Below are 10836 nucleotides of genomic sequence, written 5' to 3' on the forward strand. Positions count from 1 at the left end.
CGTCAGGACGGCTTACTCAGGAAGGGTGATGCCCGGGTTCATTGAGCGTCCCGGGCGCGTTGGCGCAGTCGATACGTTGCGTGCGCAACAGTTCGGTCACCCCCTCACAGAAGTTGCGGATCAGCGCCGATTCCATGTCGGCGCGCAGGGTTATCCTGATCGCCGCCTTGCCTTGGGCCACCGCCGGGAAAAATACCGCGCTGGTGAAAAAACCAAGCTCGGACAACGCCCCGGCGATGCGATTGGCACGTTCGGCCTGACCGCAACGGATCAAACGGATTGCCATCGCACTGTGGCATTGATCGGTACTGATCAGACTGTCGAAGAGGCGAATATTGGTTTGAAGGCGGGCCTGCAATTGCGCGAACTCGGTGCTGTAGTGCAGGCGGATCGAGGCGCGGCCGGCGCCGATCGCCGCGCAGTTGAGGCTCTGCGACCAGTTGCTCGGGCCGCCGTAACGCTGAATGAGTTTTTTCTGCCGCTGATTGCCGAGCATCACCAGCCCTCCGCTGGCGCCGAAGGATTTGGCCAGCGATGCGACGATCAGGCAATCCTCGTCCAGCGCTGGCATGCGCGGGCGTACCAGGCCGAGCCCACGGTGACCGACGGCCGACAATGCGTGGGAGTCATCCAGATAAAGAAACAGCCCGTAACGATCCTTGAGGTACAGCAAGCCTTCCATGTTCGCCACGCCGCCCATGCTGTAGGCGCCGTCGCCCACATACGCCACACGACCGTAGCGCTGGCAGATCTGCTCCAGAAAATCCATGTCGTTGTGCGGGCAGGTCAGCACGCGGGTTTCGTCGGCGCAGGCAGCTTTCAAGTGGTTCATCGAATAATGCGCCTGCTGATCGAAGACCATCACCGGCGGGCGGTTTTCGGTCAGTACACCACTGGCCAGCAATGGCAGGACCCCTGCACTCGCGGCACTGCAGGACAAGGTCGTCAGGCAAATGGTATCGAACAGTTGCGACAGCTCGGATTCATATCGATCCAGGATCGCCAGTTTGCAGCGGTTCTTCGAATTGGCAACGCGCAGGGTGCCGGTTTCCTGCAGTGCGGCGATAGCGCCTTCGAGCAGGGCCGGGTGGTGGTCCAGTCCCAGATACGAGGTGGTGCAGAAATGCTGGAAGTCCCGTCCGTATTGATCGAGCAGGCGGTTGGCACCTGTGACCTCGACATTGAGACCTGCCACTTTGCCGAGTTCGGCAGCGTCCCAATGGGGGTTGGCCAGCGCGATGACTTTTCGGTAGTTGGAATAAAGGTTAGGTGCTTGCTGCATCTGGTTCATCAATACATCCCTTGAGCGTAGCGATCCGTGGATTGTTGCAATTTGTGTGTGTTGCCAGACTTTACGGAGCGCAGCGGTGGGCTTGAATCAGACACTTCCTGCAATATTGAGCGCTGGTGGAGATTTGTTTGTAGGGCGATGTCCTGATGGGATGTCGGTTTGCTCCGATTCCTACCCGGTTGGCGCCAGATTCCTGCCTGTCGAATCGCCAAACTGAATCAGCACTACGCCGGCGACCAGCAATAGCGCGCCGAATATGCGGGGCAGGCTCAGCGGTTTCTCGACCAGACCAAACAGTCCGAAGTGGTCCAGCAGCATCGAAGCAAGCACCTGGCCCGCCAGTGCCAGCGCAACGAATCCCGAGGCGCCAAGCCTGGGCACCAGCATCACCGCCAGCGCCACAAAGCACACCCCGAACGCGCCGCCGGCCCACATCCACAGGGGCATCCTGCCGATGAGCGCCCAGCCCGGTAACGGCAGGCGCAGGGCCAGGATCACCGGCAGCAGCACCAGCACGCTCACCAGCAGCGAAGCGAGCGTTGCCCACAACGGATGCCCCAGGCCCCGCGCCAGATTGGTGTTGATCGCACTCTGAAACGGCACGACCGCCCCGGCCACCGCTGCCAGCAGCAACAGGCCGGCCCACTGCAACGTAGTCATGATCTCTCTCCAGCAAGGTTTTGCTGGACTCTAAGGTATTCGTCACGCAGATTTAAATTCCGTTTTGTCATCCAGAACATGCACAAGATGAATGAACTGCGCCGCATCGACCTTAACCTGCTGGTGATCCTCGACGCCTTGCTCAGTGAGCAGCACGTCACCCGCGCCGCCGAACGTCTGCATTTGAGCCAACCGGCAGTCAGCCATGCGCTGGCGCGCCTGCGCGACCTGCTCGGCGATCCGCTGCTGGTGCGGGCCGGGTCGACCCTGGTGCCCACCGCGCGGGCGCTGGAACTGGTCGCGCCACTGGCCGAAGCGCTGGCCCAGGTGCAATCGTTGCTGGCGCCCAACGCCTTCGATCCGGCCCAAGCGCGGCGTACCTTTCGCGTGGCGATGTCTGACTATGGCGCGGCCATCATTTTGCCGGGGCTGATTCGCACCCTGCGCCGCGAGGCCCCGGGCATCGACCTGCAAATCAGCCACGCCAGCCGCGAGGGCATGCTGGAAGGCGTGCTCAACGGCGACATCGATGTGGCTGCCGGGGTGTTCCCGGAAATGCCCAACGAGTTGCGCAGCACCCTCCTGTTTGAGGAACGCTACGTCTGTCTGCTGGATCGCCGGACGTTGCCGGCAGACGGCATTCTGGATTTGCCGACCTACCTGTCTCGCCCACACGTACTGCTGGAGATGCGCGGCAGCGGCACCCCGGAAATCGAACGGGCGCTGACCTCATTGCGCGAACGCCGCCGCGTCGCCATCAGCCTGCCGCACTGGAATGTCGCGCCGCAGTTGATCAGCGGTACGGACCTGATCCTCACCGTATCCTCACGCAGCGTACGCCAGATCGATCAGCAGGAACTGATTGTGCTGCCGCCGCCGTTCGAGATCGCACCGTTCACCTTTGTGCTGGCGTGGCACAGGCGGCGGGGTGGGGATCAGGCGTTGAACTGGTTGAATCGCAGGATTGAGGAGGGGATAGTGCGCGGCTGAAAAGGTTATCAAGGAGTGGGAGGTGACAGTGAAGTCTGGATGGATCGGGTGGATGGCCCTGAGTGGGTGGTTGATGGCAGGGCAGGTGTTGGCCGGGTGCACGCCGCCTGCGGTGACAGGGCAGTGGGATGTGTCTGTCTGCAGGGATTGGCCGGTCGATCCGCCCCTGACGATCAAGGCGATAGCCAAATTTGAACCGGATCCGGTGTACGCCCATGGCGACAGAATTGGCGCTTATGATCTGGATTTATCCGTGTCGTCAGCCGACAACTCGAGACCGCTCGCTACTTATCACCAACCGTCCGCGTTCCAGTCTGACGCCGTCGCACTGGAGAGCGTGGAACTGGATACGGCGCGCTACAAACTCAATTCTGACCTTCGTGCCTTTGGTGTCCAGGCAATTTTCAAAGGCTCCTCGCGCGTCAATCCTCTGGATGAAACCCAGCTGTCGCTCTATGTGAAAGAAGACGGCAAATTGCGTCCGGTGCTGGATCGGCTGCTGGTTTACCGCTTCAGCGGCGAATGGGATGGCAATTGCGCGGGCGACCGTGCGACCACTGTCAGCACCATCGAAATGGGTAAAACCAGCTCTCACGGATTTGCCGACCTGATCGTGAAATCGGTCACCACCGGCGTGAGCGGCGAGGGGCCACCGGACCATTGCGAAATGAAGACCACGAATTACAAACCCGTGCTGACCACGTTGCACTACGACGGAAAATCCTACGTTTTGCCAAACGGTTCCCAAGGCATTTAATCCGCCAGCCGAACACGACAATTATCAAGGAAGAACCATGCTCAACCCCACCAGACTCCTGATCGCCCTCGGTTTCCTGGCCATCACCACCCAGGCCCATGCCGCCTGCACCACCAAGAGCTTCGACGGCAAAACCATGTCGCGCTGCAACGTCTGGCCGGCGTTCCCGAGTCAGGCGATTTCGGTCAAATCCACTTATGTGGCCGATTCCGGCGGTGACGAGGCCGGGGCCTTCGATCTGGATCTGGCGCTCGTCAATGCCAGCAACGCCAAACCCGTTGCCACCTACCATAAACCGGGCGCCTACAACTCCGATGCCGTGCGACTGGACGATGTTCGCATCGACACGGCCCGCTATCGACTGACGCCGGACATCCGCGCTTTCGGACTGCGGGCCAAATTCGCGAACAACGCCAAGGCCAATCCGTACGAAAAAACCGATCTGGCGCTGTACGTGCGCGAAGGCGATGAGCTGCGTCCGGTGCTCGAAGGGCTGGTGGTGTCCAGGAACCACGGTGAATTCACCAACGGCTGCGAGGGCTATACCCGCAAAATCCGTCGCACGCTCGAGGTCGGGCCTTCGAGTCACCAGGGGTTTGCCGACCTGATCGTCACCACCAGTGGCACAAAAACGAAAACCACCCGGTCCGGCAATCAGTGCATCACCACAACCACGGACCTGAAGAAAAAGCAGATCACCCTGACTTATGATGGCCAGCAATACAGCGTCCCTGAAGACCTGCGAGGTTACTGACCCCATGCTCACCGGCCTCAACCACCTGACCCTCGCCGTCGGCGATTTGCCCCGCAGCCTGGCGTTCTATCGCGATGTACTGAGTCTGCGCGTTGAAGCCACATGGGATGCCGGCGCCTACCTGTCGTTGCCGGGATTGTGGTTGTGCCTGTCGCGGGATCCGCAGCGCAATGCCGTGCCATCCGCCGATTACACCCATTACGCCTTCAGCCTCGATCAGGCGGATTTCCCGCTGTTCGTGCAACGGCTCAAAGCGGCGAACGTGCAGCAATGGCGCGACAACCGCAGCGAAGGTGCGTCGTTCTACTTCCTCGACCCTGATGGACACAAGCTTGAGGTTCACGTTGGCGACCTGGCTTCGCGACTGGCAGCGTGTCGGTTGAAACCGTACTCCGGCATGCGTTTTTGCGACCCGTTGTGAACAGTCGCAATCGGCTGATATAGACTGGCCACCACGTTTCGCGGTGCTTGCAGGTGTTCCATGACTCCATCGTTGTTACTGGCCGTAATGGCCTCGGGTTTCATCTACGGGATCACGCCGGGACCGGGTGTGCTGGCGGTGTTCGGCATCGGTGCGGCGCATGGCCGACGGGCCGGGGCCGGGTTTCTCTGCGGACACCTGCTGGGGGATGTGATCTGGTGCAGCACCGCGTTGATCGCGATTGTCGGCGCGCGCGAGATCGGCAGCACCGCGTTCGATGTACTCGGCGTGCTCAGCGGCGTGTACCTGTTCTGGCTTGGCTGGCGCGCGGTGCGGGCACAGCGGCGCGACGATGATGCGCCACAGGGCGCGGCGCGTCAGCCATTTTGGCACGGCATCCTGTTCGGCCTGACCAATCCCAAGGCCTACCCGGTGGCGGTGGCGACCTTCACCGCGTTGCTGTCGAGCCGCGCCGAGCTGCTCAACTGGTCGATGTTGCCGATGCTGATCGCCCTGAGTTTCCTTGGCGGCCTGCTGGCCTACGCTATTCTGATCGGCGTGGTCGGCGCCCGGCGGGTGCGCATCGTGTATCAGCGCCACGAACTGCTGATTACCCGCCTGTGTGGAGTGATGTTCATCGGTTTTGCCGTCAACGCGCTGGTGCATGCGCTGCCGGGATTGCTGCCGAACAAGGCCTGACGTTGCATGCAGGGATGCGCGATCAAAAGGGTCAGGGATGGTGGATCATTGCTGCATTGCCCGGACACCCACGCTGAACCATGGAAAGCCCGAATTCCGCGCCATTGGCGAGTTTCATCGACCTGTTGCTGGACGCTGTTTGCGCAGTCGACAAGCATGGCCGCTTCGTGTTCGTCAGCGCCGCCTGCGAGCGCATTTTCGGTTACACACCGGATGAGCTGATCGGCCGGCAAATGATCGAGCTGGTGCACCCGGCAGACCGCCAGCGCACTCTCGCCGCCGCCCGCGACATCATGGGCGGCGAACCCAAACACAATTTCGAAAACCGTTACGTGCGCAAGGACGGGCGCATCGTGAACATCCTCTGGTCGGCGCGCTGGTCGGAGGTCGATCAGTTGCGTATCGCCGTGGCCCGCGACATCACCGACCGCAAGCAGGCCGAATCGCGTCAGGCCGCGTTGTATGCGATTTCCGAAGCGGCGCATGCGGCGGAGGATCTGCTGGCGCTGTTCAAGCGCATTCACTTGATCATCGGTGAATGGCTGCCGGCGCTGAATTTTTCCGTGGCGCTGTACGACGAGCACTGCGCGCAGCTGAATTTTCCCTATCACGTCGACGACCACGAATTGCAGCCCGACCAACCGGGTGCGGTCACTGCACGCCTGTGCGCGGAAGTTATCCGTAGCGGTCAGCCGCTTCTTCTGACACCCGACAGCGACGATTCCCCGGCTGATTTTGCCGCACTGGTGGCCGGGCAAAACGCGCCATGCTGGCTGGGAGTACCGCTGAACTCGAAAAACGGCACCATTGGCGCGCTGGTCGTCAAAAGTCTGGCCGGTGATGAGCGTTACACCGAGCAGGACAAAGAACTGCTGCAATACGTCTGCGCCCAGGTCGCCACGGCCATCGAGCGTCAGCAATTGCACGCCCGCCTCAAGCGCATGGCGCAGTACGACCAGTTGACCCAATTGCCCAATCGCGCATTGCTGCGTGACCGCCTCAAGGCTGCGCTGGCCGATGCTCGCAGAGGCACGGGGCACATGGCGCTGCTGTATGTCGATCTGGATCGGTTCAAGCAGGTCAACGACAGTTTCGGTCACGCCGTCGGCGACATGCTGCTGCAAACCGTGGCCAACCGGCTCAAGGGCTGCGTCCGGGACACCGACACCGTTGCGCGCATCGGTGGGGACGAGTTTGTCATCCTGCTGCACAGCCTTCATGCCGCTGAAGATGCTGACCACGTCGCCGGAAAAATCCGACAGGTACTGACCCAGCCGATGCGTCTGGATGGCCATAACCTGCACATCGAACCGAGCATCGGTGTCGCTCGCTACCCCGAACATGGCCGCGAAGAACAGCAACTGTTCCGCCATGCCGACCAGGCGATGTACGCCGTCAAACGCCTCAATCATCGGGCGGTGGATATCTGAAATGCTGAGCACCGTTCGTCGCGGCGCCGGCAACTTTTCTAAACCTTTATCGGTCCGGCAATTCTCAATCTAGGCGGGCACCTGCTCGCGAACGATCAACACCAAGAGGAAGAGAATCATGCCTAACTCAAGAAACTCGAACTCGGGAAACTTCGCCAACGATCGAACGAAGGCGTCTGAAGCCGGTCGCAAAGGTGGGAAAACTACCACCACGACCGTCGATAAAGAACCTGCGAAAGCCGAAACCGGGCGCAAGCCTGCGCAGAAATCGAAGTAGTCGGTGAAGTAGTTTTGATTGAGAGGCGGGGGCGCAAGCTCCCGCTTGAATTTGCAGAAAAGGAGGGCGCGACCATGAGCCGGATGGCCACCCGGATACGCCGTTTGAGTTTTATCAGCCTGTTGGGCCTGTTCGCAGGGAGTGCCTTTGCCCAGTCGCCTGCCGACTTCATCAACGATGCGTCGGCCAAAGGCATGGCCGATATCGAAGCCAGCCGCCTCGCGCACCAGAAGTCCGAATCCAAAGAGGTCAAGGATTACACCATCGTCGTGATCAATGACCGCACTACGGCCAACCAGCATCTGGCGAAGATCGCGAAAAAGCTCGATCTGCCCGTTGCCCCCCGTGAAGAAATGGCCGACAAGGCCAAAAGCATGATCCCGCAAGTGAAGGACGGTGAGTCTTTCGATCAGGCCTACGCGGCCAGTCAGGTGAAAGCGACCGAGGAAGCGATACAGCAGATCCAGCAGGAGGCGCAGACTACCGACGTGCCTGAGATCAAGGCATTTGCTGACGAAACACTGCCCAAACTGCAAAGTCATCTGGAAATGGCCCGGGCGCTGCAGGCCAGCCGCTGACACGCCTGTAAATCAAAAGATCGCAGCCTTCGGCAGCTCCTACACCATTTTGTGTAGGAGCTGCCGAAGGCTGCGATCTTTGCTTTTTTAACTTTACTTAGCAGTCATTCAAATCCTGCTTCGGCTTGCTCTTCTCTCCCAACCCATCGAGGTTGAACACCTCACTTTCACCCAGGCTGCGGTAATGCTTGCGCAGCGCCTCAAGCTGCTTCAGATCCAGCGACTCCAGCCCCAGCATCGCGTTCTGCGCCTCTTTGTTCACCCGCAGCAACTCATCGAGTTTCAGATGCAGGATGTCAGTGTCACGGTTCTGCGTGTTCTGGATCAGGAACACCATCAGAAACGTGATGATCGTCGTCGACGTGTTGATGATCAGTTGCCAGGTGTCGTTGAAATGAAAAATCGGCCCGCTCAATCCCCACAGAAAAATCAGGATCAACGCCCCCATGAAGGTTTTTGGGCTACCGGCCCACAATGCGAGGGTTTGGGAAATCTTCGCGAATTTCATTGCCGTGTTCCTTATTGGGATTGCCTGAAGTTCAGACAGTGACGGCGTTGCGAAAATTCTGTTTTTTGCGGCGGTGCCCCTGAAAAACCGGTCTTGCGACCGGCTTCGGCACGAGTAGGCTCAAGACGTCAGCACAACCTCCACCTTCCACTTGAAGAACCCGACCGCTTCACACTGCTGATTGACCAGCATGAAACCCACTTCGCACTCGGCGGTGCCGGGTGTTTTCGGGGTGCATGTCCAGAAGTGGTCGTCCGCCTGGCGGCTGCCCGGTTCGGACGGGGTTTCAGGGTTGGGCGCAGGGATGGTGAGGCCGGTGTGAACTTCCAGTTTGGGGGGCGAAAGTACGCTGCTGGTATCGACTGTCATGCGGTAGGCGACCACGCTGTGCTCGGCAATCAGGCTGACGCTCCTGATGCGGAAATGTATGTCGCGGCCCATGGCGACAGGAATTTTGATATTGCTGTCATTTGTAACTATTTCTTTTGAATTGTCGCCCTTGGCTAAAAAGATCAATCCATCGGCAATTTCCGTGGGGTTCGCCGGGTCCTGGCTGGGCGTCGGGCCATGTGAAAGCAGTGATTCGGCATCGACGATCAGCAGTACATTCTGCGCTTTGGTGGCGATGTAAGAGGTGGAGGGGATCGGTTCGGAAGTCATCATGGATTCCTTTCATGACGTCGCTACAAACTGGCAGCCGCTTCGGTCAAGGCAAGACATCCTGTTCCGGCCCAAGGCGGCAGCGGATGGGTGGAGCCCCTCGTTGCCAAGGGGCTCGGAGCATCGTCAGTTGTGAATGGAGATGAACGGGTCCCACGAGCAGCAGCCGATGATCTGACAGTTGCGGTCAACGATCAGGAAGTGGAAGTGGTAGGTCACGCGGCCACAATCCAGGGTCTCGGATGACCAGTAATGGTTATCGACTTTCTGGCAGCTGGGCACGGAGGGGTTTTCGCGGTTTGGCACTGCAACACACGCGGTAGCCTTGCGCGGCGAGGGTGGGGAGATCAGGTCGGCCCCGGCGTTACCAATGAATTTGTAGAAAATGACGGCCTGTTCGAAGCTCTGCGACAGGCTGGTTTCGCGCCAGCGGATCAGGTCGCCGACCTGCGCCTTGAGATCCAGCTCGCCACCGGCCTGGCCGCTGACAACGTTGTCCTGGTTGGTGACCATGTACACATGATGCCAGTCGATCAGCGTGGGATTCTTCGGATCCTTGCTGATGTTTGGATATTTTTTCAGGATGGTTTCGGTGTCGATGGAAACCAGAATATCCGTAACTCGAGACATGGTGAGGCTCCTTTTTTCATAGTGAACGTCGCACTGCAATCCAGGCACGACGACGCTTGCTTGCCGTATGGCTTTTGCGAGCACACTACTGGGGGAACCCCTCGGGCACGAGAACGGGCAGGCCGTGCTCCTTGCACGAAATCATCTGGGTCGGGTTCCTTCCGACTGCCGCAAATTGACTATAGGCAGGATTTTTTAGCTGTCAAAAACGCGTGTAGATGGCTCGACGGACGGTCGCCAATACCTGTGAATCGACGAATTGGCGATAAGCACGCTGGCCGCAGACATCCTTTGCAATCAGTGGTTCTGGAACTGCTCGCATGGCTGCCTGTATCGTGACGAACCGCTGCAATGCCCTGACAGGAGAACGCAATGAGTTGGTCCGCCAGACAATACGTCGCTTTCGAAGATGAACGCACCCGCCCGGCCCGCGATCTGCTGGCGGCGATTCCCACGGCGCAGGCCCGCGCGGTGATCGATATCGGATGTGGCCCGGGAAACTCCACAGAGCTGCTGGTACAGCGTTTCGAACAGGCGCGGGTCAGCGGTATCGACAGCTCGCCGGACATGATCGACGCCGCACGCAAACGCCTGCCGCAGTTGCAGTTCGATGTGGCAGACATTGATACCTGGGCCGATCAAGGGCCGTTCGACGTCATCTTCGCCAATGCGGTGTTGCAGTGGGTGCCGGACCACGCGACGTTGCTGCCGGCGCTGGTTGGCAAGTTGTCATCCGGTGGCAGTCTGGCGATCCAGATGCCGGACAACCTCGATGAGCCTTCCCATCGATTGATGCGCGAAATCGCCGCCAACGGCCCATGGGCCGCGAAGCTGCAGGGGGCTGCCGGGCAGCGTACCGACATGGCGAGTGCCGACCAATACTTCTCCATGTTGCGCCCGCACTGTTCGCGGGTCGATGTGTGGCGCACCACCTATCACCATCAACTGGCGGGCGGAGCGTCAGGCGTCGTGGAGTGGTTCAAGGGCAGCGGCTTGATTCCGTTTCTGACCCCGCTGACCGAAGACGAGCGGGCGCAGTATCTGCAGCAATATCTGGCGGCGGTTGCTGAGGCTTATCCGGCGTTGCCGGATGGTTCGGTGCTGTTGCCGTTCCCGCGGCTTTTCATCGTCGCGACTCGTTAAAACCCGCTGATCCTGTAGTGAGGGGATTTATCCCCGAT

The 10836-nt window shown here is 59.9% G+C and carries 14 protein-coding genes; 9 read left to right on the forward strand and 5 right to left on the reverse strand.

Annotation, left to right across the window (positions count from 1 at the left end; all coding sequences use genetic code 11):
* Nucleotides 1-16 precede the first annotated feature (16 nt).
* Complete coding sequence (locus DBR18_RS13165; protein WP_108590640.1) at nt 17-1291, reverse strand: aminotransferase class I/II-fold pyridoxal phosphate-dependent enzyme; 1275 nt, start codon at nt 1289-1291, stop codon at nt 17-19.
* A gap of 171 nt (nt 1292-1462) precedes the next feature.
* On the reverse strand, nt 1463-1951 hold the full coding sequence (locus DBR18_RS13170) for a DMT family transporter (RefSeq protein ID WP_108590641.1): 489 nt from the start codon (nt 1949-1951) through the stop codon (nt 1463-1465).
* Nucleotides 1952-2029: 78 nt separating this feature from the next.
* On the opposite strand from DBR18_RS13170, the gene DBR18_RS13175 reads away from it, so the two are divergent.
* From DBR18_RS13175 to DBR18_RS13210, 8 genes are all read left to right on the forward strand, one after another.
* Nucleotides 2030-2941, forward strand: a complete 912-nt coding sequence (locus DBR18_RS13175; RefSeq protein ID WP_177482379.1) for a LysR family transcriptional regulator — start codon at nt 2030-2032, stop codon at nt 2939-2941.
* Between the two features lie 22 nt (nt 2942-2963).
* Nucleotides 2964-3698: a hypothetical protein gene (locus DBR18_RS13180; RefSeq protein ID WP_108590643.1), complete on the forward strand. Its 735-nt coding sequence runs from the start codon at nt 2964-2966 to the stop codon at nt 3696-3698.
* A gap of 37 nt (nt 3699-3735) precedes the next feature.
* Nucleotides 3736-4452, forward strand: coding sequence for a hypothetical protein (locus DBR18_RS13185; protein WP_108590644.1), 717 nt, complete (start codon nt 3736-3738; stop codon nt 4450-4452).
* A 4-nt stretch (nt 4453-4456) separates the two neighbouring features.
* Complete coding sequence (fos, locus tag DBR18_RS13190; protein WP_108590645.1) at nt 4457-4873, forward strand: fosfomycin resistance glutathione transferase; 417 nt, start codon at nt 4457-4459, stop codon at nt 4871-4873.
* Between the two features lie 60 nt (nt 4874-4933).
* Nucleotides 4934-5572, forward strand: coding sequence for a LysE family translocator (locus DBR18_RS13195; RefSeq protein WP_108590646.1), 639 nt, complete (start codon nt 4934-4936; stop codon nt 5570-5572).
* Between the two features lie 80 nt (nt 5573-5652).
* Nucleotides 5653-7002 (forward strand): sensor domain-containing diguanylate cyclase, encoded by a 1350-nt coding sequence (locus tag DBR18_RS13200; RefSeq protein WP_108590647.1) that lies wholly within the window; start codon nt 5653-5655, stop codon nt 7000-7002.
* A gap of 118 nt (nt 7003-7120) precedes the next feature.
* On the forward strand, nt 7121-7279 hold the full coding sequence (locus DBR18_RS13205; RefSeq protein WP_108590648.1) for a KGG domain-containing protein: 159 nt from the start codon (nt 7121-7123) through the stop codon (nt 7277-7279).
* Nucleotides 7280-7353: 74 nt separating this feature from the next.
* Nucleotides 7354-7857, forward strand: a complete 504-nt coding sequence (locus tag DBR18_RS13210) for a DUF4142 domain-containing protein (RefSeq protein ID WP_108590649.1) — start codon at nt 7354-7356, stop codon at nt 7855-7857.
* A gap of 97 nt (nt 7858-7954) precedes the next feature.
* Here DBR18_RS13210 and DBR18_RS13215 read toward each other — a convergent pair whose 3' ends face one another.
* From DBR18_RS13215 to DBR18_RS13225, 3 genes are all read right to left on the reverse strand, one after another.
* Nucleotides 7955-8365 (reverse strand): low affinity iron permease family protein, encoded by a 411-nt coding sequence (locus DBR18_RS13215; RefSeq protein WP_003222503.1) that lies wholly within the window; start codon nt 8363-8365, stop codon nt 7955-7957.
* Nucleotides 8366-8485: 120 nt separating this feature from the next.
* Nucleotides 8486-9025: an AidA/PixA family protein gene (locus DBR18_RS13220; RefSeq protein WP_108590650.1), complete on the reverse strand. Its 540-nt coding sequence runs from the start codon at nt 9023-9025 to the stop codon at nt 8486-8488.
* Between the two features lie 126 nt (nt 9026-9151).
* A complete protein-coding gene (locus DBR18_RS13225; protein WP_008076892.1) occupies nt 9152-9655 on the reverse strand; it encodes an inclusion body family protein in 504 nt (167 codons plus the stop codon).
* Between the two features lie 372 nt (nt 9656-10027).
* Between DBR18_RS13225 and tam the strand changes: the two genes are divergently transcribed.
* Nucleotides 10028-10798, forward strand: coding sequence for a trans-aconitate 2-methyltransferase (gene tam / locus DBR18_RS13230; protein ID WP_108590651.1), 771 nt, complete (start codon nt 10028-10030; stop codon nt 10796-10798).
* The last annotated feature ends 38 nt before the right edge of the window (nt 10799-10836 follow it).

This window comes from Pseudomonas sp. HMWF021 (genome assembly GCF_003061005.1).
GTDB lineage: Bacteria > Pseudomonadota > Gammaproteobacteria > Pseudomonadales > Pseudomonadaceae > Aquipseudomonas.

What these genes read in the sequence shown, in the direction of transcription:
- DBR18_RS13165 (WP_108590640.1), bottom strand. Translation starts at nt 1,291, where the DNA reads ATGAACCAGATGCAGCAAGCACCTAACCTTTATTCCAACTACCGAAAA.
- DBR18_RS13170 (WP_108590641.1), bottom strand. Translation starts at nt 1,951, where the DNA reads ATGACTACGTTGCAGTGGGCCGGCCTGTTGCTGCTGGCAGCGGTGGCC.
- DBR18_RS13175 (WP_177482379.1), top strand. Translation starts at nt 2,030, where the DNA reads ATGCACAAGATGAATGAACTGCGCCGCATCGACCTTAACCTGCTGGTG.
- DBR18_RS13185 (WP_108590644.1), top strand. Translation starts at nt 3,736, where the DNA reads ATGCTCAACCCCACCAGACTCCTGATCGCCCTCGGTTTCCTGGCCATC.
- fos (WP_108590645.1), top strand. Translation starts at nt 4,457, where the DNA reads ATGCTCACCGGCCTCAACCACCTGACCCTCGCCGTCGGCGATTTGCCC.
- DBR18_RS13195 (WP_108590646.1), top strand. Translation starts at nt 4,934, where the DNA reads ATGACTCCATCGTTGTTACTGGCCGTAATGGCCTCGGGTTTCATCTAC.
- DBR18_RS13200 (WP_108590647.1), top strand. Translation starts at nt 5,653, where the DNA reads ATGGAAAGCCCGAATTCCGCGCCATTGGCGAGTTTCATCGACCTGTTG.
- DBR18_RS13205 (WP_108590648.1), top strand. Translation starts at nt 7,121, where the DNA reads ATGCCTAACTCAAGAAACTCGAACTCGGGAAACTTCGCCAACGATCGA.
- DBR18_RS13210 (WP_108590649.1), top strand. Translation starts at nt 7,354, where the DNA reads ATGAGCCGGATGGCCACCCGGATACGCCGTTTGAGTTTTATCAGCCTG.
- DBR18_RS13215 (WP_003222503.1), bottom strand. Translation starts at nt 8,365, where the DNA reads ATGAAATTCGCGAAGATTTCCCAAACCCTCGCATTGTGGGCCGGTAGC.
- DBR18_RS13220 (WP_108590650.1), bottom strand. Translation starts at nt 9,025, where the DNA reads ATGACTTCCGAACCGATCCCCTCCACCTCTTACATCGCCACCAAAGCG.
- DBR18_RS13225 (WP_008076892.1), bottom strand. Translation starts at nt 9,655, where the DNA reads ATGTCTCGAGTTACGGATATTCTGGTTTCCATCGACACCGAAACCATC.
- tam (WP_108590651.1), top strand. Translation starts at nt 10,028, where the DNA reads ATGAGTTGGTCCGCCAGACAATACGTCGCTTTCGAAGATGAACGCACC.